24 protein-coding genes are annotated in these 21,095 nt (G+C 64.3%); 21 read left to right on the forward strand and 3 right to left on the reverse strand.

Translation table 11 applies throughout. From position 1 onward, the window contains the following. Positions 1 to 33: 33 nt before the first annotated feature. From QMG28_RS01955 to QMG28_RS02015, 13 genes are all read left to right on the forward strand, one after another. Complete coding sequence (locus tag QMG28_RS01955) at positions 34 to 555, forward strand: TRAP transporter small permease (RefSeq protein WP_281840483.1); 522 nt, start codon at positions 34 to 36, stop codon at positions 553 to 555. Further along, positions 548 to 1,858 carry a TRAP transporter large permease gene (locus QMG28_RS01960; RefSeq protein WP_281840484.1) on the forward strand — a complete coding sequence of 437 codons (1,311 nt, stop codon included), beginning with the start codon at positions 548 to 550 and terminating at the stop codon, positions 1,856 to 1,858. The genes QMG28_RS01955 and QMG28_RS01960 overlap by 8 nt, the downstream gene beginning before the upstream one ends. Before the next feature lie 4 nt (positions 1,859 to 1,862). Then, positions 1,863 to 3,746 carry a bifunctional sugar phosphate isomerase/epimerase/4-hydroxyphenylpyruvate dioxygenase family protein gene (locus QMG28_RS01965; protein ID WP_281840485.1) on the forward strand — a complete coding sequence of 628 codons (1,884 nt, stop codon included), beginning with the start codon at positions 1,863 to 1,865 and terminating at the stop codon, positions 3,744 to 3,746. A 106-nt stretch (positions 3,747 to 3,852) separates the two neighbouring features. Continuing rightward, complete coding sequence (gene phnC, locus QMG28_RS01970; RefSeq protein WP_281840486.1) at positions 3,853 to 4,671, forward strand: phosphonate ABC transporter ATP-binding protein; 819 nt, start codon at positions 3,853 to 3,855, stop codon at positions 4,669 to 4,671. A gap of 35 nt (positions 4,672 to 4,706) precedes the next feature. Beyond that, on the forward strand, positions 4,707 to 5,612 hold the full coding sequence (gene phnD, locus QMG28_RS01975) for a phosphonate ABC transporter substrate-binding protein (protein ID WP_281840487.1): 906 nt from the start codon (positions 4,707 to 4,709) through the stop codon (positions 5,610 to 5,612). Positions 5,613 to 5,673: 61 nt separating this feature from the next. Further along, complete coding sequence (gene phnE / locus QMG28_RS01980; RefSeq protein ID WP_281840488.1) at positions 5,674 to 6,525, forward strand: phosphonate ABC transporter, permease protein PhnE; 852 nt, start codon at positions 5,674 to 5,676, stop codon at positions 6,523 to 6,525. Position 6,526: 1 nt separating this feature from the next. Next, entirely contained in the window at positions 6,527 to 7,834 is a 1,308-nt protein-coding gene (gene phnE, locus QMG28_RS01985) for a phosphonate ABC transporter, permease protein PhnE (protein ID WP_281840489.1), read from the forward strand. Between the two features lies 1 nt (position 7,835). Beyond that, positions 7,836 to 8,474 (forward strand): SDR family NAD(P)-dependent oxidoreductase, encoded by a 639-nt coding sequence (locus QMG28_RS01990; RefSeq protein ID WP_281840490.1) that lies wholly within the window; start codon positions 7,836 to 7,838, stop codon positions 8,472 to 8,474. Between the two features lie 108 nt (positions 8,475 to 8,582). Beyond that, complete coding sequence (locus QMG28_RS01995; RefSeq protein WP_281840491.1) at positions 8,583 to 9,410, forward strand: UDP-2,3-diacylglucosamine diphosphatase; 828 nt, start codon at positions 8,583 to 8,585, stop codon at positions 9,408 to 9,410. Continuing rightward, a complete protein-coding gene (locus tag QMG28_RS02000; RefSeq protein WP_281840492.1) occupies positions 9,407 to 10,528 on the forward strand; it encodes a ceramide glucosyltransferase in 1,122 nt (373 codons plus the stop codon). The genes QMG28_RS01995 and QMG28_RS02000 overlap by 4 nt, the downstream gene beginning before the upstream one ends. A 3-nt stretch (positions 10,529 to 10,531) precedes the next feature. After that, complete coding sequence (locus QMG28_RS02005) at positions 10,532 to 11,104, forward strand: DedA family protein (RefSeq protein ID WP_281840493.1); 573 nt, start codon at positions 10,532 to 10,534, stop codon at positions 11,102 to 11,104. Beyond that, entirely contained in the window at positions 11,101 to 11,799 is a 699-nt protein-coding gene (locus QMG28_RS02010; protein WP_281840494.1) for a glycosyltransferase family 2 protein, read from the forward strand. The genes QMG28_RS02005 and QMG28_RS02010 overlap by 4 nt, the downstream gene beginning before the upstream one ends. 14 nt (positions 11,800 to 11,813) lie before the next feature. Further along, positions 11,814 to 12,428 (forward strand): LbetaH domain-containing protein, encoded by a 615-nt coding sequence (locus QMG28_RS02015; protein ID WP_281840495.1) that lies wholly within the window; start codon positions 11,814 to 11,816, stop codon positions 12,426 to 12,428. 3 nt (positions 12,429 to 12,431) lie between these two features. Here the strand turns inward: QMG28_RS02015 and QMG28_RS02020 are convergent, their stop codons facing one another. After that, positions 12,432 to 13,640 carry an alpha-D-ribose 1-methylphosphonate 5-triphosphate diphosphatase gene (locus QMG28_RS02020; protein WP_281840496.1) on the reverse strand — a complete coding sequence of 403 codons (1,209 nt, stop codon included), beginning with the start codon at positions 13,638 to 13,640 and terminating at the stop codon, positions 12,432 to 12,434. 37 nt (positions 13,641 to 13,677) lie between these two features. Continuing rightward, positions 13,678 to 14,388, reverse strand: coding sequence for a phosphonate metabolism transcriptional regulator PhnF (phnF, locus tag QMG28_RS02025; RefSeq protein ID WP_281840497.1), 711 nt, complete (start codon positions 14,386 to 14,388; stop codon positions 13,678 to 13,680). A 98-nt stretch (positions 14,389 to 14,486) separates the two neighbouring features. Between phnF and phnG the strand changes: the two genes are divergently transcribed. From phnG to QMG28_RS02040, 3 genes are read left to right on the forward strand one after another with little or no spacing between them, the layout of a single operon-like run. After that, a complete protein-coding gene (gene phnG, locus QMG28_RS02030; protein ID WP_281840498.1) occupies positions 14,487 to 14,942 on the forward strand; it encodes a phosphonate C-P lyase system protein PhnG in 456 nt (151 codons plus the stop codon). After that, on the forward strand, positions 14,942 to 15,511 hold the full coding sequence (gene phnH, locus QMG28_RS02035; RefSeq protein ID WP_281840499.1) for a phosphonate C-P lyase system protein PhnH: 570 nt from the start codon (positions 14,942 to 14,944) through the stop codon (positions 15,509 to 15,511). The genes phnG and phnH overlap by 1 nt, the downstream gene beginning before the upstream one ends. After that, on the forward strand, positions 15,511 to 16,599 hold the full coding sequence (locus QMG28_RS02040) for a carbon-phosphorus lyase complex subunit (protein ID WP_281840500.1): 1,089 nt from the start codon (positions 15,511 to 15,513) through the stop codon (positions 16,597 to 16,599). Before phnH ends, QMG28_RS02040 begins: the two co-directional genes overlap by 1 nt. Before the next feature lie 2 nt (positions 16,600 to 16,601). On the opposite strand, the gene QMG28_RS02045 is transcribed toward QMG28_RS02040, so the two are convergent. Then, positions 16,602 to 16,724: a hypothetical protein gene (locus QMG28_RS02045; RefSeq protein WP_281840501.1), complete on the reverse strand. Its 123-nt coding sequence runs from the start codon at positions 16,722 to 16,724 to the stop codon at positions 16,602 to 16,604. 64 nt (positions 16,725 to 16,788) lie between these two features. On the opposite strand from QMG28_RS02045, the gene QMG28_RS02050 reads away from it, so the two are divergent. The 5 genes from QMG28_RS02050 to QMG28_RS02070 are packed head-to-tail and all read left to right on the forward strand — an operon-like array spanning position 16,789 to position 20,837. Beyond that, positions 16,789 to 17,652: an alpha-D-ribose 1-methylphosphonate 5-phosphate C-P-lyase PhnJ gene (locus tag QMG28_RS02050; RefSeq protein WP_281840502.1), complete on the forward strand. Its 864-nt coding sequence runs from the start codon at positions 16,789 to 16,791 to the stop codon at positions 17,650 to 17,652. Further along, positions 17,649 to 18,419 (forward strand): phosphonate C-P lyase system protein PhnK, encoded by a 771-nt coding sequence (gene phnK, locus QMG28_RS02055; RefSeq protein WP_281840503.1) that lies wholly within the window; start codon positions 17,649 to 17,651, stop codon positions 18,417 to 18,419. Before QMG28_RS02050 ends, phnK begins: the two co-directional genes overlap by 4 nt. A gap of 3 nt (positions 18,420 to 18,422) precedes the next feature. Next, on the forward strand, positions 18,423 to 19,106 hold the full coding sequence (phnL, locus tag QMG28_RS02060) for a phosphonate C-P lyase system protein PhnL (protein ID WP_281840504.1): 684 nt from the start codon (positions 18,423 to 18,425) through the stop codon (positions 19,104 to 19,106). Then, positions 19,103 to 19,687 (forward strand): phosphonate metabolism protein/1,5-bisphosphokinase (PRPP-forming) PhnN, encoded by a 585-nt coding sequence (gene phnN / locus QMG28_RS02065; protein ID WP_281840505.1) that lies wholly within the window; start codon positions 19,103 to 19,105, stop codon positions 19,685 to 19,687. The genes phnL and phnN overlap by 4 nt, the downstream gene beginning before the upstream one ends. Positions 19,688 to 19,697: 10 nt before the next feature. After that, positions 19,698 to 20,837 (forward strand): alpha-D-ribose 1-methylphosphonate 5-triphosphate diphosphatase, encoded by a 1,140-nt coding sequence (locus QMG28_RS02070; RefSeq protein ID WP_281841046.1) that lies wholly within the window; start codon positions 19,698 to 19,700, stop codon positions 20,835 to 20,837. Positions 20,838 to 21,095 lie beyond the last annotated feature (258 nt).

The raw sequence follows: 21,095 nt of genomic DNA on the forward strand, positions 1-21,095 counted from the left end.
GTCGCCTGCCCCCGATCATCGGGGCGCGGGGCAATGGACAGGCTGAAAACCATCTGGAGCTGGCTGGGCAGGCGCGCGCAGAACGTGCTGGCGCTGCTCCTGCTCACCATGTTCGTGGCGTTTCTCCTACAGATCGTCTTTCGCTATTTCCTCAACCTGCCGGTGGGCTGGACGGTGGAATGGGTCGCCATTGCCTGGCTCTGGGGCATTCTCTTCGGCTACGCCTTTGTGGTGCGGGAGACCGAGGTGATCCATCTCGATGTGCTCTACGATGCGATGCCGCGCGGCGTGCGCCGGGGCTTCGACGTGATCACCGGAGTGTTCGTGGCCGCGGTCTTTGCCTGGACGCTGCCGGCCACCTGGGACTATGTCGACTTCATGAAGATCGAGCGCACCGCCTATCTGCGCTGGCCGTTCAACTTTGTCTTCTTCATCTACATCCCCTTTGCCATCGCCGTTATCGTGCGGGCGCTGATGACCGCCTGGGCGGGGCTGACCGGCACCGGGCCGCGCTTCCACATCCAGGACAGCGCCGGGAGCCACGACTATGATTGATTTCTTCGCGGCTCATGCCATCGGCACCGCCATCGCGGTGATCGTGGCGCTCTCGCTCATGGGCCACTCGGTGGGCATCTCGATGGTCGCGGGTTCGCTGATCTATCTGCTGGCCAAGGGCTATGATCCTTCGCTGGCGCCCGAGACGCTGCTGCAGGGCCTGTTCAATGGCTACACGCTGCTGGCCATTCCGCTGTTCATCCTCGCCGCCGACATCATGAATATCGGCTCGCTGGCCGACCGGCTTCTGCGCTTCAGCCAGGCGCTGGTGGGGCGGTTTCGCGGCGGGCTTGGGCACGTGAACGTGGTTTCGTCGCTGATCTTCTCCGGCATGTCCGGCTCGGCCGTCGCCGATGCGGTGGGTATGGGCAAGATCATCATCAACATGATGACGAAAGACGGGAAATATACCCCCGCCTATGCCGCTGCGATCACCGCCGCGACCGCGACCGTTGGGCCGATCATCCCGCCTTCGATCCCGATGGTGCTCTATGCCATCGTTTCCGACCAGTCGGTGGGCTATCTCTTTGCGGCCGGTCTCGCGCCCGGCCTGCTTATGGCGCTGGTCATGGCGCTGATGAATTACTGGATCGCGCGCCGCCGCAACTTCCCCACCGACGAGGCGGTGCCGTTGCGCGACCTGCCCGCGATCACCTACAAGGCCGCGCCCGCGCTGATGCTGCCTGTGATCCTGCTCGGCGGCATCTATGGCGGGGTTGTCACCCCGACGGAGGCCGCCGCCGTGGCTGCCTTCTATGCATTGTTCATCTCGGTCACCTTCTACCGCTCGGTGAATCTCAGGCAGTTCTACACCGCGCTTCTCGGCTCGGCGCGCTCGACCGCTGCTGTGGGCGTGCTTGTGGCGGGGGCGGTGACATTCAACTACGTAATCGCCCGCGAGGGGGTGCCTCATGCGATTGCCGACTGGCTTGGGCAATACGAATTCTCGCGCACGGGCTTTCTGATCGTGATCAACCTGTTGATCCTCTCGCTTGGCATGGTGCTGGAGGGCGGTGCAATCCTGCTTATCATCGTGCCGATCCTGATCCCCTCGGTTCAGGCGATGGGGATCGACCTGGTCCACTTCGGTGTGATTGCCGTTGTAAACGCGATGGTGGGCCTGATCACGCCACCCTATGGGCTCTTGCTGTTCATCGTCTCAAACATCACGCGCCAGCCGGTGGGCAAGATCATCCGCGAGGTCTGGCCCTTCATCATCGCGCTCATCATCGCCCTCGGGATCATCACCTTCGTGCCCGATTTCGTCCTCTTCCTCCCCCGCCTCCTCGGATATCAGGGGTAGCGGCATGAAAACCTCGATCGCCACGGTTTCCGTTTCCGGGTCGCTTGTCGAAAAGCTCGAAGCGATCGCGGCGGCGGGCTATGATGGAATCGAGATCTTCGAGCAGGATTTCATTGCTTTCGATGGCAGTCCGCGCGACGTGGGCAACATGGTGCGCGATCACGGGCTGGAGATTACCCTGTTTCAGCCGTTTCGCGATTTCGAGGGGTTGCCGGAGCCGTTGCGGGCCAAGGCGTTTGACCGCGCGGAGCGCAAGTTCGACTTGATGCAGGAACTGGGGACCGATCTGGTGCTGGTCTGCTCCTCGGTGCACCCGGCCAGCCTGGGCGGGGTTGACCGGGCGGCGGCGGACTTTCACGAGCTTGGCGCGCGGGCGGCGAAGCGGGGTTTGCGCATTGGCTATGAGGCGCTGGCATGGGGCCGGCATGTGAACGATCACCGCGATGCCTGGGAAATCGTGCGCCGGGCCGATCATGAAAGTGTCGGGCTGATCCTCGACAGTTTTCACACGCTGGCCCGCAAGATCGACCCGGAGACGATCCGGCGCATTCCCGGTGACAAGATCTTCTTCGTCCAGCTTGCTGATGCCCCGGCGATCGAGATGGATCTGCTCTACTGGTCGCGCCACTTCCGCAATATGCCGGGCGAGGGCGATCTGGACGTGACCGGTTTCATGCGGGCGGTGATGGCCACCGGATATGGCGGGCCGATCAGTCTTGAGATTTTCAACGACCAGTTCCGCGGCGGCTCGACCAAGGGCGTGGCGCGCGATGGCTACCGTTCGTTGATTGCGCTGATGGACGATGTGCGAAGGGCCGAACCGGCGCTTGAAGTCGATCTGCCGCCGATCCCGGCGCGGGTGGCGGCGGATGGCGTGAGCTTCGTCGAATTCGCCACACGGGGTGACGAAGCGCGCGCGCTTGAGGCGCTGTTGCAGACACTGGGCTTCGAGCGGGCAGGCAATCATCGCAACAAGGCGGTGACGCTCTGGCAGCAGGGTGGCATTCGCATCGTGCTGAACGAAGAGATAACCGGCCATGCGGCGGCGGCGTGGAACGCGCGCGGCACGACGGTGTGCGATATTGGCCTCGCGGTAAGCGATGCTCAGGCCGTGGTGCAGCGCGCCGAAGCGCTGGGCACAGAGCCGTTCAGCCAGCCGATCGGGCCGGGTGAGCTCGATATCCCGGCGATCCGTGGCTTCTCCGGTTCGGTCCTCCATTTCATCGACGAGGCGAGCGGGCTCGACCGGGTCTGGGAGTTGGAGTTCGGAGCGGGGGCGAACCCGGCGGGCGCGGGGCCGACCCGGATCGACCATGTGGCTCAGACGATGAGCTATGAAGACATGTTGAGCTGGACGTTGTTCTACACCTCTCTGCTCGACATGAAGAAAACGCCGATGGTGGATGTGTTCGACCCCGATGGACTGGTGCGCAGCCAGGTGGTGGAATCGCCCGATGGCGCGCTGCGGGTCACGCTGAACGGGGCCGACAGCCGGCGCACCCTTGCCGGGCGTTTCCTGTCGGAGACGTTTGGCGCCTCGGTCCAGCACCTTGCGCTCGCCACCGACGATATCTTCGCCACGCTGGAGACCCTTGCAGCACGCGGTTTTGATCCGCTGCCGATGCCGCAGAACTACTATGACGATCTTGCCGCCCGGTTCGACTTTCCCGCCGGGCTGATCGGGCGGATGCAGGCCGCGAATGTGCTTTATGACCGTGACGAGCGCGGCGCCTTTTTCCAGTGCTATGCGCGGGCGGTGACGGGCGGGCTGTTCTTCGAGATCGTCCAGCGCGATTCTGGCTATACCGGGTTTGGTGCACCCAATGCCCCGTTCCGCATCGCCGCGCAAAAGCGGCAGGGCCGCGCAAAAGGGGTGCCCGCGCGCTAGGCTTGCAGGCTTTCGCGGGCGAAGCGTCATAAAACTTTTTGGCAAACGTCATGAAAGGGTGACGGTTTGAGCGTCATGTCCGCCGGGAAAAACCTGAGGGGACACAATGCTCGTTGTCGAAGAGCTGACCAAGAGGTTCGGCGCAAACACGGCTGTGGATGCCGTGAGCTTCACCGTGGACCAGCCGATGATGATCGGGATCATCGGGCGCTCCGGCGCGGGCAAATCCACCTTTTTGCGGATGATGAACCGGCTGACCGAGGCCAGCTCGGGCATGCTCGCCTTCGAGGGCCGCGACGTGCTCGGGCTTTCGGGCAGGGCGCGGCGCGCCTGGCAATCGGACTGCGCGATGATCTTTCAGCAGTTCAACCTTGTGCCGCGGATGGATGTCGTCTCGAATGTGCTGCACGGCACGCTTGGGCGGCGCTCGACGCTGGCGACGCTGTTCAACCTGTTTCCGCGTGAGGACATTCACCGGGCCATCGACATTCTCGACCGGCTCGGCATCGCCGAACATGGGCCTAAGCGCGCCGAGGCGCTTTCGGGCGGGCAGCAGCAGCGGGTGGCGATTGCCCGGGCGCTGATGCAGGACCCGAAAATTATTCTTGCCGACGAACCCATCGCCTCGCTCGATCCGATGAACGCCCAGACCGTGATGGAGGCGCTGCGCCGTATTCACGAGGAAGACGGGCGCATGGTTATCGCCAACCTGCACACGCTCGACACCGCGCGGCGCTATTGCGACCGGGTGATCGGGATGCGCGACGGGCGGATCGTGTTCGACGGCACGCCGGAGCAGCTTACCACCGGCGTGGCGCGCGATATCTATGGCGCGGGCGCCGACTTTTCCGAAGAAGCCACGTCGACTGAAATTCGCGACCACGCCGCGCGGACTCACACCGCGAGCATGGCCGCGCCCGCCTGAACGACCCTTTCATCACAACCTAACGGAGATACATGATGAAGACGCTCATTGCTGCCGCCCTTGCGACGACGGCCCTTGTCACCCCGCTCGCGGCCCAGGACATTGCCGGGTTCAACATCGGCATCCTCGGCGGCGAGAACGCCCAGGACCGTCTGGCCAACCACGAATGCCTGAAGACCTATACCGAAGAAGCGCTGGGCGTGCCGGTGAAGCTTTTCGCCCCCGCCGATTATAACGGCGTGATTCAGGGCCTGCTGGGGGGCACGATCGACATGGCCTGGCTCGGCGCTTCGGGCTACGCCGCGACCTATCTGGCCGATCCGGAAGCGGTTGAGCCGGTGCTGGTGAAGATCAACATGGACGGTTCGCGCGGCTACTACTCCATCGGGTTCGCCCGGATCGACTCGGGCATTGCCTCACTCGACGACATGGAAGGCAAAGCCTTCGGTTTCGGCGATCCGAACTCGACCTCGGGCTACCTGATCCCGGCGATCGAAATCCCGCAATACAAAGACGGTGTGACCATGGCGCCGGGCGAATATTTCGGCGATGTGGTGTTCACCGGCGGCCACGAGCAAACCATCGTCGCCGTGAACAATGGCGATATCGACGCGGGCGTGACCTGGGCCGATGGCCAGGGCGCCTGGGAAGACGGCTACAATTCCGGCGCGCTGCGCAAGGCGGTGGATGCCGGTCTGATCGACATGAACGATCTCGTGGAAATCTGGCGCTCGAAAGAGATCCCGGAAGGCCCGGTGGTTCTGCGCAAGTCGCTGCCGGCGGATGTGAAGGCCAAGATGATCGCACTGGTTGACGGCATGTACGACGCCGACCCCGAATGCACCTACAATATCTCGGCCGGCGAAAGCCTGGGCTTCGATCCGATCGACCATGAGGCGTATCTTTCGATCATCGCGGCCCGTCAGTCGCAGTCGGAATAAGCGTTCCATATCGGGGCCCCGCTGCTTTGCCGGCGGGGCCTTCGTCTGCTCGGAGGCCCATATGGCCCATCCCACGACCCACCATCACGACAGCTACTTCGATCTGGTTCGCCGCAAGCGCCTTTATGGAGGCGTGATGCTGGTCATTTTCGTCCTGCTGCTCGCGTCCGGCTTTCGATTGGCCGATGCACGCAACGCGGGTGGGTTCTGGGATGGGCTGCCGAAGGTTTTCGACTTTCCCGCCGATGTGGTGCGCGATACGGCGCCGAAGCTCGATCAGCTTCCCGGGCATATGCTGCATTTCCTGCCGTCGCTGATCGAGACGATCAACATCGCTGCCACGGCCACGCTGATCGGGGCGCTGCTCGCCATTGTGCTTTCGCTTCTGTCGACCCGAGGCCTCGCGCGCTGGCCGCGGCTGATCGGGCTGTTTCGCCGGATGATGGACATCATGCGCGCGGTGCCGGAGATCGTGATCGCGCTGGTGCTGATCTTTGTGCTGGGCGGCGGGCCGGTGCCGGCGATGATTGCCATCGCCTTCCACACGGTCGGCGCGCTGGGCAAGCTGTTTTCGGAAGTGAACGAGAATGCCGATCTTAAGCCGGTGGAGGGCCTCGCCTCTGTCGGGTCGCGCTGGGGCCAGCAGATGTGGCTCGGCGTGGTGCCGCAGGTGTTGCCGAACTGGTTCAGCTACGCGCTTCTGCGGTTCGAGATCAACGTGCGCGCCTCGGCCATCCTTGGTTTCGTCGGGGCGGGCGGGATCGGCTACGAGCTGAAAAATGCAATGTCCTGGGGGCAGGGCAGGTTCGACGAGGCGGCGGCGATCTTCATCCTGCTCTTTGGCAGCATCGTTTTGTTCGACCAGCTTTCGAGCCATGTCCGCAACGGACTGGCCCACAAGGGAGGACACTGACATGGCCGATGCCGCGCTTTACGCCGATGCCGACCGGCGCTTTGCCCGCAAGCGGGTGATCGCCATCGCCATCCCGGCCGCGATCCTCGCCTATCTGGTCTACGTCTTCCTTGCCTTCGACATTTCGGGCCTGGCCTCCCGTGCGCGGTGGGACAACGGGGCGATCCTGTTGTCGGATACCTGGAGCCACAAGGTGCATGTCACCCGTGACAATCGCGCGGGCAGCGTTTCAGTGGCGATCGAAGGCGAGAAGAAGGGCACTTATCCCGAGGGGACGGCTCCCGACTGGGTTGCGCTCGATGGCGAGACAACGGTGATCGAGCTTGGAGACGGTCATATCGTGCGCTTCCTGCCCGACAATGCGCTGAGCTACGAGGTGCCGGGCTTCGGGCTGATCCGGGCACGGATCGACGGGGGCGAGGTAGTGACCAACCTCGATCCCGACCGATTGCCGGACTGGATCTCGCTGTCCGGCACTCGGCTTCAGATCACCACGGATGCGGGCCGGGTGAGCCTGACCCGCAACCGCACCGAGGCGTTTAACTATTTCCCCGGCTGGGAGCTGTTCTTCTTCACGCTCACCAGCCCCTATCATGGCCATACCCTCACCGATATCCTGTTCGGCCCCCGGATCGACCCGGAGCGGGGCAATATCGCGGGCGCGTGGCACGATTTCTGGAACAACCAGATGTGGGCGCACGGCCAGGTGGCCTGGGCGATTTTCGAGACGATCCTGATGGCCTTTCTCGGCACGTTTGGTGCGGCGCTGATTTCGCTGCCGCTGGCTTTTGTCGCGGCGAAGAACTTCACCCCTCTGGGTCCGCTTCGCTTTGCCCTGCGCCGGGTGTTTGATTTTCTGCGCGGCGTTGACGGGTTGATCTGGACGATCCTGCTCAGCCGCGCCTTCGGCCCCGGCCCGCTGACAGGCTCGCTGGCGATCCTGCTGACCGACACCGGCAGCTTCGGCAAGATGTTTTCCGAGGCACTGGAGAATGTCGATAACAAGCAGATCGAGGGTGTTGCCTCTACCGGCGCGCGCGTGGCGCATCGCTACCGCTTCGGCGTGATCCCGCAGGTGACGCCGGTATTACTGAGCCAGGTGCTTTACTTCTTCGAAAGCAACACCCGCTCGGCGACGATCATCGGTGCGATCACCGGCGGTGGTATCGGCCTGCTGCTTACGCAGGCGATGATCACGCAGAAGGATTGGGAAGAAGTCACCTATTATATCGTCCTTGTCGTGCTTATGGTCATGGCGATGGACAGCCTGTCGGGCTGGCTGAGGCGAAAGCTGATCAAAGGGGACTGACATGCGTCTGCTCGTAACGGGCAGCAACCGGGGTATCGGTGCGCATCTCGTGGCCGAGGCCCGGGCGCAGGGGCATGAGGTGCTCGGGCTCACACGGCCGGGGCGCGGCGGCGAGCTTGAGGCGGATGTGACCGATCACGCGGCCCTGCATGCCCTCGCCGTAAATGCCGGCCCGCTTGACGGGCTCGTCAACAATGCCGGCATCATCGGCCCTGCCCGCCAGTCGACGCTTGATATGGACTTTGAAGGCTTTCGTGAAACGCTGGAGGTCAACACGCTCGCGCCGCTGGCCGTGGCGCAGGCGTTTCTGCCGAACCTGCGGGCCGGACATCGGGCAAGAATAGTCTCTATCTCGTCGCAAATGGCCTGGATGGGATATCGCAAATCGGATCGGATCGCCTATCGGGCGTCGAAAGTGGCGCTCAACAAGCTGATGCAGGGTCTGGCCACCGATCTCGCGCCGGAGGGCATTGCCGTCGCCGTGGTCGATCCGGGCTGGGTGCGCACCGACATGGGCGGTTCGGAAGCGGAAGACGATCCGCGTTTCGTGGCCCGTGGCGTGCTCGATATTGTCACGAATCTCACGATGGAAGACACGGGCAGATTTCTGCACTTCACCGGTGAGGAGCGCGCCTATTGAGCGCGATGTGCGGTTGCGCGCCAATCGTCATGACGGATTCATCGAAACGTCACGTGTTCATTACATGCCGGCGCGACAAGGCAGCAGCGAAGTTCTGGAGCTGCTCATATGTCGTCCCGCGCCCAGCCCCCGATGCCGCGCCAGATGCGCAGCCTCTTCCTCTCGGATTTCCATCTTGGCGCCAGGGCCTGCCGCCCGCGGGAAATTCTCGACTTTCTCTATGCCCATGAAGCCGAGACGATCTATCTTGTCGGCGATATCTTCGATCTCTGGCATGGCGGACATATTCACTGGACGCCGGTGCATGATGCCGTGATCGGCGAGTTGGAACGCAGAGCGCGCTCGGGTGTGCGCGTCATCTATCTTGCTGGCAATCACGACGCGCCGTTTCGCAAGCCCGGCGCGATGAAGGTGCCCTCGGGCTGGGAGCTGCGCGAAGCCGTTGCCCACCGCGCGGCGGACGAACGGCGCTACCTTGTGCTGCATGGCGACCAATGCGACCCACGCTTCCTGCGATGGCATTGGATGACGCGGCTCGGCTCGCGGGCCGACGCTGCCATTCGCGGCCTCGATGCCTGGCTCGGGCGGCGGCTCGGGCGCCGTGACCCGGGGCGCTCGCAAACGACGCTGGAGCGCCTGATCTCGACCTTCAACGGTCTTTTCGTGATGGGTGGCGCCTTTGAGCGGCGGCTTGTTGCACTGGCGGGCGCGGCGGGGATGCAGGGTGTGATCTGCGGCCATTCGCACAAGCCCGGGCTGCACAAGGTGGGCGAGACTCTGTTTGCCAATTGCGGCGACTGGGTCGACAGTTTCACTGCACTGGCCGAGGATGAGAGCGGCAGCCTGCATCTGATCGAATGGGCCAGCAGCCCGTTCGAGCGCCCTGCGCCACGACCGCTTGCCGAGCCGGGCATGGTCGGTGGAGAACGGATATGATCGCCGTTTTCATGCTCTCTGCGCTGGTTCTCATACCGCTTGGCGTTCACCTTGCCACGAGCGCGATGACGGCGCTGCGCTACGGGCGATCTGGGCGGCCCGTGACGCCGGAATACCGCCCATATGTGTCTCTGATCCGGCCTGTTTGCGGTGTAGATACCTTCGACCGCCAAACTCTGGCGGCCTCTTTCACGCAGGATTATCCGGATTACGAGGTGCTCATATGTGCGGCCTCCGAGGACGATCCTGCCGTTGCGCTGGCGCGCGATCTGGTTGCCGCTCACCCCGAAGTGCCGGCTCGGGTTCTGGTCGGCGAAGACATGATCAGCGCCAATCCGAAGCTCAACAATCTCGCCAAGGGCGTGCGGGCCGCCAATGGCAAATGGATGGCGGTGACCGACAGCAACCTGCTGCTTCCGCCTGATTACCTGTCGCACCTTGTGGATTGCTGGCAGGGCGATACCGGCCTTGTATCCGGGCCGCCCGTGGGAATCTGGCCGGGCAATTTCTGGGGTGCGGTGGAATGCGCCTTTCTCAACACCAATCAGGCGCGCTGGCAATTGGCGGCGGATAGCCTTGGGATGGGTTTTGCACAGGGAAAGACTCTGTTTTTACATCGCGCCGTGCTCGATGCCGCAGGCGGGCTTTCGGCGCTGGGCCGCAATCTGGCGGAGGATGTGGCGGCGACGAAAGTCGTCCGCGCGCAGGGGCTGAAAGTACGGCTTCCCACGCGGCTTTTCCCCCAGCCTATAGGGGAGCGGACCGCGCGGTCGGTCTGGGCGCGGCAATTGCGCTGGAGCCGGGTGCGGCGCGATGGCTTCCCGCTGATTTTCCTTGCCGAGATCGCGCAAGGCCCGGCTCTGCCCCTGGCATCGCTTGCCGGGCTGGTTGCGCTTGGCGCATGGCCGGGGTGGATCCTGCCGGTATTGCCTGCGATCTGGTATGGCAGCGAATGGGCGCTGGCCCGCTATGCCGCCTGGCCCTCAGCGCTGCGCGATGTGGCGGCTATGATGGTGCGCGATGCTTTGCTGCCGCCGCTTTGGCTTGTCACGTTCGCACGGCGCGGCTTCACCTGGCGCGGCACCGAGATGGCCGCTGCGCCCGCGCCGGCGGAATAGCGCATGTTCGGGCTGGAAACGGTGGCTGCGGTTCTCGCCAAACATGGGCTCGTGGTGCTCGCGCCCATCGCGGTGCTCGAAGGCCCGATCGTGACGGTGATCGCTGCGTGGCTGGCGAGCCAGGGGCTGTTTTCGCTATGGAGCGTGGCTCTGGTGGTGATCCTGGCCGACCTCGTGGGAGATTTTCTGCTCTACTCCATCGGGCGCTGGGGATTAAACGGCGTGCCGGATCGCTGGCTTGGCAGGTTGGGGCTGAACCGGCCCCGTCTGGACCGCCTTGCCGCGCATTTCGAGGAGAAGGGCGGGCGCACGCTGCTCTTTGGCAAGCTTACGCATTCGGCGGGGGCGGCCGTGCTGGTGGCGGCGGGTCTGGCCCGTATGCCGGCCTTCCGCTTCGGTTGGGTCAATCTTGCCGCAACGGTGCCGAAGAGCCTTGTTTTCGTTGCGCTGGGCTACGGGTTTGGCTCGGCCTATGCCCGTATCGACAACTGGATCTCGCGCGTCTCGCTGGTGCTGCTTGCGATAATCGTCGTGGGCGGCGCGGCGTGGCTGTTCTACAGGATTGGCAAACGATGAGAGATCCGGTCCGGCTGAGCTGTATTGTGCCCGCCTATAACGAAGCGCCACGGATTGCCGCTGTGCTGACGGTGCTGCTCGCATGTGAAAACGTGGATGAGATCATCGTTGTGGATGACGGTTCCAGCGATGGAACCGACACTATTGTTGAGGAAATTGAACAATATTTCGCCAAACTGTCGCTTGTTCGCCAGCTCCGGAACGGTGGCAAGACACGGGCGGTGATGGCGGGCCTCCTGGCAGCCCGGGGCGAATATGTGCTGCTGCTCGACAGCGATCTCGTGGGCCTTGCGCCATCGGATATCGACCGGCTGATCGTGCCGGTTCTTTCCGGGCGGGCCATGGCAAGCCTGAGCCTGCGGCGCAACGCGCCGAAGCCGTGGCACTGGCTGGGGGTCGATTATATTTCCGGCGAGCGGGTGATGCCGCGCGCCGTTCTCGCCGACCGGATGGCCGACCTCGACAGGCTGCCGCGCTTTGGCCTCGAAGTGTTCATGAACCGGCTTTGGATTGCGGCGGACATGAACGTGGCGGTGGTGCCCTGGCCGGGTGTGACCAGCCCCATGAAATACGAAAAACGTGGACGGATGCGGGGCCTTATGGCTGATCTGGGGATGCTGCACGACATTTTCCGCACGATTGGCCCAATTGCGGCCATTGCTCAGATCATCGCGCTTCGCGCGTTACGGGTGTGAACAAGGAGAGAAACATGGCGAAACTGGGCGATGAGCCGTTCATCCACGAAGGGTGCGAAATCACCGGCTCCACGTTCGGGCGGTTTGTCGAGATCGGGGCGGGGAGCCGGATCACATTCAGCCGGATTGGTGACTATTCCTACTGCGACCGGCAGGCCGACATCGCCAATACCGACGTGGGGAAATTCGCCAATATCGCCAGCTTCACCCGGATCGGGCCGACCGATCACCCGATGCACCGCGCCTCGCTTCACCATTTTCTCTATCGCTCGCCCGACTATTGGGACGATGCCGACATTGACGAGGACTTCTTTGCGCATCGCAAATCGCGGCTGGCGCGGATCGGGCACGATACATGGATCGGCCACGGCGCGGTGATCCGGCCCGAGGTGACCATCGGCGATGGTGCTGTGGTCGCCTCAAGCGCCGTAGTGACGAAGGATGTGGCGCCCTACACCATTGTGGCGGGCGTTCCGGCACAGCCGATCCGCCAGCGCTTTGCACCGGAGACCGCCGAGCGGCTCATCGCGCTGGCATGGTGGGATTGGAGCCACGAGATTCTGCGTGCGCGGCTGGACGATTTCCGCAAGCTTGAGATCGCGGAATTTCTCGAAAAGTATCAGAGTTAGGGTCTATTCTGCGGCAAGCCGCAGATTGCGGTTGCCGGAGAGGAAGCGGTGTGCGAGCGCGCCGGACAGGTGGGCGATGCGGCCCGCGGAAATCGTTGCCTCGATCCGGCGGGTTTCTTCATGGATCACCACGAAGTCGGCCCGCATCCCCCGATCGAGCCTGCCCCGGTCCGCCAGCCGCATGATCCGGGCCGGCGTGGCCGAGATCATCGCCCAGGCGTCGGGCAGGCTTCTGAGCCCGGCATCGGCCAGAACCCAGGCGGCTTCGGCAAGGGACGGGTAGTGGTAGTCGGAGACCAGCACGTCGCAATGGCCGCGCGCAATCAGCGACATCGCCGCCACATTGCCCGATTGCGATCCGCCGCGCACCACGTTGGGGGCGCCCATGATCACCGGATCCTTCATCGCCTTGGCGGCGGCGGCGGCGTTGAACGTGGTGGGAAATTCCGCGATCCGGGCGCCGAGCATACGGAAGCGCTCGCGGGTGTCGCCGTCGGGGTCGTCATGACTGCCATAGGTGATGCCGAGCCGGTCGAAGGCTTCAGCGAGCTTGAGCAGATGACGGGGCACCTCACCCGCCCTGGCCCGGGCGCGTTCGAGCTTGTCGGCGAAGGCATCGACGGGCTTGCCCTCGCGTTCCGCCCATGCCGCGAGTTTGTGCGGCGCGTGGCTTGCCATCAACAGCGCTTCGGGCAGGTGGTTGTTGAATATCACATAGTCGATCCCGTGGCGGGTGACGGCGCCGATCAGCCTGTCGCGGGTCTCGGGCAGGTGGGTTTCGAGACGGATCTGCAACCGCATGTCGAGCAGGGCGCCGGGCCTGAAGGCGTCGAGTTCAGCCATCAGCGCCTCGGCGAAATCCGGGCTGCGCAGCCCTCCCTCCCAGCTCCAGCTCTGGGCAAGCCAGGCGGTGGTAGCGCCATGCGCGGCGGCATCGCGCTCGGTGGTGCGCAGGCCCGATTCGATGGGAAAAGGTGCGGAGGGGCGCGGGGCGATGTGACGCTCGAAGGCGTCGCCGTGCAGGTCGACGATTCCGGGCAGAACGAGATAGCCTGTCAGGTCCACCTCCGGCAGCGCAGCCTCGGTGATCCGGCCATTGTCGACAGACAGTGCATCGCGCCGCAGCGCGCCGTCGCGAAGAATATGTGCGCCGGTGAAGCGAAGGGGAGGAAGCGTGGCCATTTTCGAAACCTGCTCTGGTTTGGCAGCCATCTATACCTGTGGATTGTATCGGGATCGTGACGCGATCTCAGTCACTTGCCATGGTCAGTGTCACCCGGTCGCCGGCGAACCAGGTGATGCCCCGTTCCACCGGCTCGCCTTCGGGGGTCACATTGAGCCCCACCGTGCGCAAAAGCGGCGCGCCTTCGGAGATGCCAAGATGCAGGGCCTGGGTGGGCGAAGCACGCTCGGCGGTGATCCGGGTTTCGGCGCGGATGTAATCGGCGATGCCATTCTGCCGCAGCGCCTCGGTGACGGACGAGACGGTTTTCAGCGTATCGGCGAGGCCGGGCAGGCGCGTGGCGGGAAAGACGCTTTCGAAATGTGCGACGGCCACGCCGCCGGAAAGCGACAGGCCCTCGTAGACCAGCACCGATGTGCCGGGATCGAGCGCGAGGGCCTCGGCCTCGGTCGCATCGCATGGCCGGGTCTGAAGCCGCAGCACGCGCTTTTCCGGCAGCCGGCCGGAAGCGCGGATATTCTGGTGAAACCGCACGCGCTTGCCGATCGGGTAGAGCGTAGGCTCGGCGGCGACGAACACGCCCGCGCCGCGCCGGGACTGGACGAGGCCACGTTCGGCCATATCCGCGAGCGCATGGCGCACGGTGTGCCGGTTTACCCCGAACCGCGCCGCGAGCTGAGCCTCGGTCGGCAGTTTGTCGCCCGCGCTGTAATGGCCGGCGGCAATTTCGTTTTCCAGCGTTTCTGCGATGGATTTCCAGACGGGGGTGCGGGCCATGGCGGAGTGTCACAAAGATTTCACGAGACTCCCGGGCTGCGTTGGCCTAGGATTTGTCTAGTTGTATAGGAATATAGACAAATCGGCAAGGTGTCTAGATGCAGACGACAACATCGGCAAACGAGGCGCGCAAGGGTTGGCTGAGCCTGCTTGCGAAAGCCCCGCCCGCGCGGCTCGCGGCGCTTTTCGACGGAATTGGAGACAGGCCCGGTTTCACCTGGCTCCGGTCGCCCGAGATTGGCGGCGTGATGCTGCGCGGGCGCATGGGCGGAACGGGTGCGCCGTTCAACCTTGGCGAAATGACCGTGACGCGCTGCGCGCTGAAGCTGGAAAGCGGAGAGGTCGGCCATGCCTATGTGCAGGGGCGTGACAAGGCCCATGCCGAGCGCGCCGCGCTGGTGGATGCGCTGATGCAGACCGGCCAGGCCGCCGCGCTGCGGGAAGCTGTACTGATGCCGCTTGAGGCGGAGCGGGCCGGGGCGAAGCGCAGGCGTGCTGCCAGGGCCGCGGCGACGAAGGTCGATTTCTTCACCATGGTGCGGGGGGAAGACTGATGCTGGACGATGCTCTGACAGGCGGGTTTGACGATGCGCCTGTGCAGTCGGCCCGTGCCTTTCGCGCCGCTCTTTCGGCCTTATCCCGCCCGGGCAAGATAGAGACTATTACGGGTGGATATGCGCCCGATCCGGTTTCGCCCGCCGCAGCGACGCTGTTGCTCACCCTGTGCGATCGTGAAACGCCGCTGCATCTCGCCCCCGGCCATGACGGCCAGGCGGTGCGCGATTGGGTTGCCTTCCACATCGGTGCGCCTTTGGTGGGTCCGGCGGAGGCGATGTTTGCGCTCGGGCGCTGGCAGGCGCTGATGCCGGTCACGGGGTTTCCGATTGGTACGGCGGAATATCCCGACCGGTCCGCGACGCTGATCGTCGAGCTTGATACGCTCACCGCCTCCGGTGCGCGGCTCACCGGGCCGGGGATTGAAACGGCAGCGCATCTGTCGGTGCCGGAGGTGCGCGTGCTGCGCGCCAACCGGGCGCTGTTCCCGCTCGGGCTTGATTTCTTCTTCACCAGCGAAACCCGGCTGGCTGCCGTGCCCCGCTCGACCATCGTGGAGGAAAGCTGATGTATGTCGCCGTCAAGGGTGGCGAAAAGGCCATCGACAATGCCCATGAATGGCTGGCCGAAGAGCGGCGGGGCGATCCTTCTGTTGCCGAGCTTTCGGTCGCGCAGATCCGTGAGCAGCTCAGCCTTGCGGTCAATCGGGTCATGGCCGAGGGGTCGCTTTACGATCCCGATCTGGCGGCGCTGGCGATCAAGCAGGCGCGGGGCGATCTGATCGAGGCGATCTTTCTGATCCGCGCCTATCGCACCACCCTGCCGCGCATCGGCCATGCCGAGCCGGTGGATACCGGCGCGATGGCCTGCGACCGGCGGATCAGCGCGACGTTCAAGGACGCGCCGGGCGGTCAGGTGCTGGGGCCGACCTTCGACTACACACACCGTCTGCTCGATTTCGCGCTTGCCGCCGAAGGTCTGGAGCCACATGCGGAGGAGGGCTTGCCCGCCGAGGGGAAGATGCCCCGGATCACCGAATTTCTGAACAAGGAAGGGCTCATTCAGGAGGAGCCGCGGTCGGATCAGGCGCCGCCGGACATGACTCGTCAGCCGATGGAATACCCCGCCGGACGGCCGTTGCGGCTCCAGGCACTTACCCGGGGCGATGAGGGCTTCGTGCTGTCGATGGCCTATTCCACCCAGCGCGGCTACGCCAAGAACCACCCGTTCGTGGGCGAACTGCGCATCGGCACGGTGCCGGTAGAGATGGAGATCCCCGAGCTGGGTTTTGCCATCGAGATCGGCGAGGTGGTGCTGACCGAATGCGAGACCGTGAACCAGTTTACCGGGTCCAGGACGGAGCCGGCGCAATTCACCCGTGGCTATGGGCTGGTGTTCGGTCAGACCGAGCGCAAGGCGATTTCGATGGCGCTGGTTGACCGGGCGTTGCGTTGGGAGGAGCTGGGCGAAGACGATCTCGGCGCCCCGGCGCAGGACGAGGAATTCGTGCTCAGCCACGCCGACAACATTCAGGCCACGGGCTTTCTCGAACACATCAAGCTGCCACATTATGTCGACTTCCAGTCGGAGCTGGAACTGGTGCGCAAGATCCGGGCCGAAGCGATGGATGCGGCGATGAAGGAGGCAGCGGAATGACCCTACTTCTTCTTCTGTTCCTCGCGTCGCCCCACCTGCTTCCCGCGTTCGTAGGCGACACCGATAAAGGCAACGCCGATGCTCATGCCCATGGCCAATCCGACAACGAGGCCCACCGGGTCCATAATCTACCCTCCTTCGATCGGGGACATGGTTAACATGCCACAAAATATCCCTGCAGGTGAAACCATGCCGGACTACAACTTCGCCTATCTCGATGAACAGACCAAGCGGATGATCCGCCGTGCTATCCTGAAGGGCGTGGCGATCCCCGGTTATCAGGTGCCGTTCGCCTCGCGCGAGATGCCTATGCCCTATGGCTGGGGCACTGGCGGCGTGCAGGTCTCGGCCGCCTGCCTCGTGCCGGAAGACAGGTTGAAAGTGATCGACCAGGGCGCCGACGATACGACCAATGCTGTTTCAATCCGCAAGTTTTTCGAAAAAACCGCCGGAATAGACACAACCGAGCACACGGGCGAAGCGACGGTGATCCAGACACGCCACCGCATCCCGGAAGAGCCGCTCACCGATGACCAGATTCTTGTCTATCAGGTGCCGATCCCGGAGCCGCTGCGCTTTCTCGAACCGCGCGAGACGGAGACGCGCAAGATGCATGCGCTTGAGGAATACGGGCTGATGCATGTGAAGCTATATGAGGACATTGCCCGGCACGGCCATATCGCCACCTCCTATGCCTATCCGGTGAAGGTGGAAGGGCGCTACGTGATGGACCCGTCGCCGATCCCGAAATTCGATAACCCGAAGCTTGAGAGCGCGGCGATCCAGCTTTTCGGCGCCGGGCGCGAGCAGCGTATCTACGCGATCCCGCCCTACACCCGGGTGGTGAGCCTCGATTTCGAGGACCATCCTTTCGTCGCCACGAAAGCCGATCATGCCTGCGATCTTTGCGGTGCTGAGCATAGCTATCTCGACGAGGTGATCATCGACGATGCGGGCGGGCGGATGTTCGTCTGTTCCGATACCGATTTCTGCGCCAGCCGGCAGGCCCAGGGCCATCGTGGCCGGCTCAGCCCCGGGGAGGATGCTGCATGACCCCGCTTCTTTCTGTCCGCAACATCCGTAAGAGCTATGGCGCGCGGATCGGGTGCGCCGATGTCAGCTTCGATCTCTATCCCGGCGAGGTCATGGGGATCGTGGGCGAATCCGGCTCGGGCAAATCCACACTGCTCAACGCGCTTGCGGGCCATCTTGAGCCGGATTGCGGCGAGGTGTTGTTCGATACCCGTGCTGAGGGGCTTCGCGATACGCTTACGATGAGCGAGCCGGAGCGGCGCATGCTCTCGCGCACGGATTGGGCCTTTGTCCACCAGAACCCGCGCGACGGGCTGCGTATGGGCGTGAGCGCCGGCGGCAATGTGGGTGAGCGCCTCATGGCTGTCGGGGCGCGGCACTATGGCGATATCCGCGAAAGCGCGACCGACTGGCTCGGCCGGGTCGAGATTGCCGCCGACCGGATCGACGACCGCCCCCGCGCCTTTTCCGGCGGGATGCAGCAGCGGCTGCAAATCGCGCGCAACCTCGTCACCGGGCCGCGGCTGGTGTTCATGGACGAACCCACCGGCGGACTCGATGTCAGCGTGCAGGCCCGGCTGCTCGATCTTCTGCGCGGGCTGGTGCGCGAGATGGGCCTTTCGGCGATCATCGTCACCCATGACCTTGCCGTGGTGCGGCTGCTGGCCGACCGGCTGATGGTGATGAAGTCGGGCCGCGTGGTGGAAAGCGGGCTGACCGATCAGGTGCTCGACGACCCGCAGCACGCCTATACCCAACTTCTCGTTTCTTCCGTCTTGCAGGTGTGAGCCATGATCAGCGTTGAAAACGTCTCCAAGTCCTTCACCCTGCACAATCAGGGCGCAGCCGTCATCGAGGTGATGAGCGGCGCGAGCTTCACGGTGGCCCCGGGCGAATGCGTGGCGCTCACGGGTGATTCCGGCGCCGGAAAGTCCACCCTGATGCGGATGATCTATGGCAATTATCTTGCCGCCAGCGGTGCGATCCGCGTGGGCGGGGTGGATGTGGCCAGCGCCGAACCGCGTGAGATCCTTCAGCTTCGCCGTGAAACACTGGGATATGTGAGCCAATTCCTGCGGGTTGTGCCCCGTGTGCCCAGCTTGGACGTGGTTGCCGAGCCGCTGCTGGCTCTGGGTGCGGACCGCAACGCGGCGCTTGACCGGGCGCGCGATCTGCTGACCCGGCTCAACATTCCCGAAACGCTCTGGAGCCTGTCGCCCACCACCTTCTCGGGCGGCGAGCAGCAGCGGGTGAACATCGCGCGGGGCTTTGCCCATACCTATCCCGCGATGCTGCTCGACGAGCCCACCGCCTCGCTCGACGCCACAAACCGGGCGACCGTGTTGTCGCTGATCGACGAGGCCAAGGCGCGCGGCGCGGCGATCGTGGGGATCTTTCATGATGCCGAGGCGCGCGAACGGGTGGCCGACCGTGAGATCGACGTTTCCCGTTTCACGCCGGGGCGGGCGGCATGAGCACGGGGCGGCTCTTTGTGGTGGTCGGACCGTCCGGCGTGGGCAAAGACAGCCTGATGCGCGAGGCGGTTCGGCTGCGGCCCGATCTGCATCTGGTGCGCCGGGTGATCACCCGGCCCGAGGCGGCGGGGGGCGAGGATTTCGAGGGTGTGAGCGAGCCGGAGTTTGCTGCGAGGCTCTCGCACGGCGATTTCGTGCTGCATTGGCGGGCGCACGGCCTGTCCTACGGTGTGCCGAAGGCGGTGCGGGCCGTGCTCGATGCGGGGCAGGATGCGGTGCTCAACGGCTCGCGTGCGGTGCTGCGCGAGACGCAGGAGGCGTTTCCCAACCTCGTCGTGATCCATGTCACCGCTCAGCCCCGGGTGCTGGCCGAACGGCTTGCCGCGCGCGGGCGCGAAAGCGCCGACGACATTGCCCGCCGCCTGAAGCGCGCGGCGATGCCCTTGCCTGAGGGTCTGAACAAGGTTGTCGAGATCGACAATTCCGGCGATTTCGCCAGCGGCGTGCAGGCCCTGCTCGATGCGCTTCGTCCGCTGGGCGCCAAGCCGGGCGATATCCGATATGAACCGCAAGATGCCTGAGACCAAACCGATGACGGAAATGATATTCACCAATGCCCGGATCGTTCTGCCCGATGAGGTGGTGCATGGGAGCGTGTTCCTGCGGGATGGCCGGATCGCGACGCTCGACAGCGGGTCAAGCGCCGTTGCGGGCGCGGTGGACCTCGATGGCGACATGCTGATCCCGGGCCTGATCGAGCTGCATACCGACAATCTCGAACGTCATATCCAGCCGCGCCCGAAGGTGGACTGGCCGCATGCCGCCGCCATCCTTGCGCATGACGGTGAGTTGGCAAGCGTGGGCATCACCACGGTGTTCGATGCGATGCGGGTGGGTTCGATCCCCGAGGGCAAGGGGCGCTATCCGAAATACGCCCGCAGCCTCGCCTCGGAGCTCTGGGCGTTGCGCGAGGCCGGGGCGCTCAGGATCAACCACTATCTGCACCTGCGCGCCGAGGTATGCTCGGCCACGCTGGTGGAGGAGATGAGCGAATTCGGCGACCGGGACCGGGTAGGTATCGTCAGCCTGATGGACCACACGCCGGGGCAGCGCCAGTTTCGCGACATTTCGAAGCTCAAGCATTACGTGCAGGGCAAGTCGGGCATGAGCGATGCGGAGTTTGACGAGCATGTCGCGCATCTCAAGGCGCTGCGCGATGAGCACGGCGAACGGCACGAGGCTGAAGCGGTGGCGGCGGCCCGGCGTTACGGCGCGGTGCTGGCGAGCCATGATGACACGACGGAGGATCACGTAACGGTCAGCGCCGCGCATGGCATCCGGCTCGCGGAATTTCCGACCACCGTCGAGGCGGCGCGCGCCTGCCATATGCAGGGCATTAAGGTGATGATGGGGGCGCCGAACCTGATCAGGGGCGGCTCGCATTCCGGTAATGTCGCTGCGCATGAACTGGCGGAGGCGGGGCTGCTCGATATCGTCTCGTCGGATTATGTGCCTTCGGCGCTGATGACCTCGGCCTTCCTGCTTGCCGATCTCTGGGACGATCTGCCGCGCGCCATCGCGACGGTGACGGCGAATCCCGCCGCGGCGACCGGGCTGACCGACCGGGGCCGGATCGCGGAGGGGCTTCATGCCGATCTGGTACGCATCACCCGGGTGCAGGGCACGCCGGTGGTGCGCGGGGTGTGGTCGCATGGGCGGCAGGTGGGATAACAGGCTCTGACCGAGCCGAATATGGCACCCGGCGGGCCGTGCTGATGGGCGACCCGTCGCGGCCCGGTAGCTTCCGCCCGAGGGCGAGGGGAAAGCGCGCAGCAGCTGACATCTCCTCTGCAACCGGCCGCCACGCCGGAGCCTTGCCTGAAAAAAGGGCGATTTCGCTCGGTCTGCACAGGGAATGGGCGAAATTTCCGGGTTCTGAACGCAGGCCTCGCTCAGAATCCTTGGAAGTCGCTCAGGAAAGGTGGTTAT

This window comes from Sinisalibacter aestuarii (assembly GCF_027923545.1).
In the GTDB taxonomy this organism is placed as follows: Bacteria; Pseudomonadota; Alphaproteobacteria; order Rhodobacterales; family Rhodobacteraceae; genus Sinisalibacter; species Sinisalibacter aestuarii.

What these genes read in the sequence shown, in the direction of transcription:
- QMG28_RS01995 (WP_281840491.1), top strand. Translation starts at nt 8,583, where the DNA reads ATGTCGTCCCGCGCCCAGCCCCCGATGCCGCGCCAGATGCGCAGCCTC.
- phnG (WP_281840498.1), top strand. Translation starts at nt 14,487, where the DNA reads ATGCAGACGACAACATCGGCAAACGAGGCGCGCAAGGGTTGGCTGAGC.
- phnL (WP_281840504.1), top strand. Translation starts at nt 18,423, where the DNA reads ATGATCAGCGTTGAAAACGTCTCCAAGTCCTTCACCCTGCACAATCAG.
- QMG28_RS02000 (WP_281840492.1), top strand. Translation starts at nt 9,407, where the DNA reads ATGATCGCCGTTTTCATGCTCTCTGCGCTGGTTCTCATACCGCTTGGC.
- QMG28_RS02045 (WP_281840501.1), bottom strand. Translation starts at nt 16,724, where the DNA reads ATGGACCCGGTGGGCCTCGTTGTCGGATTGGCCATGGGCATGAGCATC.
- QMG28_RS02015 (WP_281840495.1), top strand. Translation starts at nt 11,814, where the DNA reads ATGGCGAAACTGGGCGATGAGCCGTTCATCCACGAAGGGTGCGAAATC.
- QMG28_RS02070 (WP_281841046.1), top strand. Translation starts at nt 19,698, where the DNA reads ATGACGGAAATGATATTCACCAATGCCCGGATCGTTCTGCCCGATGAG.
- phnE (WP_281840489.1), top strand. Translation starts at nt 6,527, where the DNA reads ATGGCCGATGCCGCGCTTTACGCCGATGCCGACCGGCGCTTTGCCCGC.
- phnK (WP_281840503.1), top strand. Translation starts at nt 17,649, where the DNA reads ATGACCCCGCTTCTTTCTGTCCGCAACATCCGTAAGAGCTATGGCGCG.
- QMG28_RS01990 (WP_281840490.1), top strand. Translation starts at nt 7,836, where the DNA reads ATGCGTCTGCTCGTAACGGGCAGCAACCGGGGTATCGGTGCGCATCTC.
- QMG28_RS02020 (WP_281840496.1), bottom strand. Translation starts at nt 13,640, where the DNA reads ATGGCTGCCAAACCAGAGCAGGTTTCGAAAATGGCCACGCTTCCTCCC.
- QMG28_RS01965 (WP_281840485.1), top strand. Translation starts at nt 1,863, where the DNA reads ATGAAAACCTCGATCGCCACGGTTTCCGTTTCCGGGTCGCTTGTCGAA.
- phnH (WP_281840499.1), top strand. Translation starts at nt 14,942, where the DNA reads ATGCTGGACGATGCTCTGACAGGCGGGTTTGACGATGCGCCTGTGCAG.
- QMG28_RS01960 (WP_281840484.1), top strand. Translation starts at nt 548, where the DNA reads ATGATTGATTTCTTCGCGGCTCATGCCATCGGCACCGCCATCGCGGTG.
- QMG28_RS02010 (WP_281840494.1), top strand. Translation starts at nt 11,101, where the DNA reads ATGAGAGATCCGGTCCGGCTGAGCTGTATTGTGCCCGCCTATAACGAA.
- phnF (WP_281840497.1), bottom strand. Translation starts at nt 14,388, where the DNA reads ATGGCCCGCACCCCCGTCTGGAAATCCATCGCAGAAACGCTGGAAAAC.
- QMG28_RS01955 (WP_281840483.1), top strand. Translation starts at nt 34, where the DNA reads ATGGACAGGCTGAAAACCATCTGGAGCTGGCTGGGCAGGCGCGCGCAG.
- QMG28_RS02005 (WP_281840493.1), top strand. Translation starts at nt 10,532, where the DNA reads ATGTTCGGGCTGGAAACGGTGGCTGCGGTTCTCGCCAAACATGGGCTC.
- QMG28_RS02040 (WP_281840500.1), top strand. Translation starts at nt 15,511, where the DNA reads ATGTATGTCGCCGTCAAGGGTGGCGAAAAGGCCATCGACAATGCCCAT.
- phnC (WP_281840486.1), top strand. Translation starts at nt 3,853, where the DNA reads ATGCTCGTTGTCGAAGAGCTGACCAAGAGGTTCGGCGCAAACACGGCT.
- QMG28_RS02050 (WP_281840502.1), top strand. Translation starts at nt 16,789, where the DNA reads ATGCCGGACTACAACTTCGCCTATCTCGATGAACAGACCAAGCGGATG.
- phnD (WP_281840487.1), top strand. Translation starts at nt 4,707, where the DNA reads ATGAAGACGCTCATTGCTGCCGCCCTTGCGACGACGGCCCTTGTCACC.
- phnE (WP_281840488.1), top strand. Translation starts at nt 5,674, where the DNA reads ATGGCCCATCCCACGACCCACCATCACGACAGCTACTTCGATCTGGTT.
- phnN (WP_281840505.1), top strand. Translation starts at nt 19,103, where the DNA reads ATGAGCACGGGGCGGCTCTTTGTGGTGGTCGGACCGTCCGGCGTGGGC.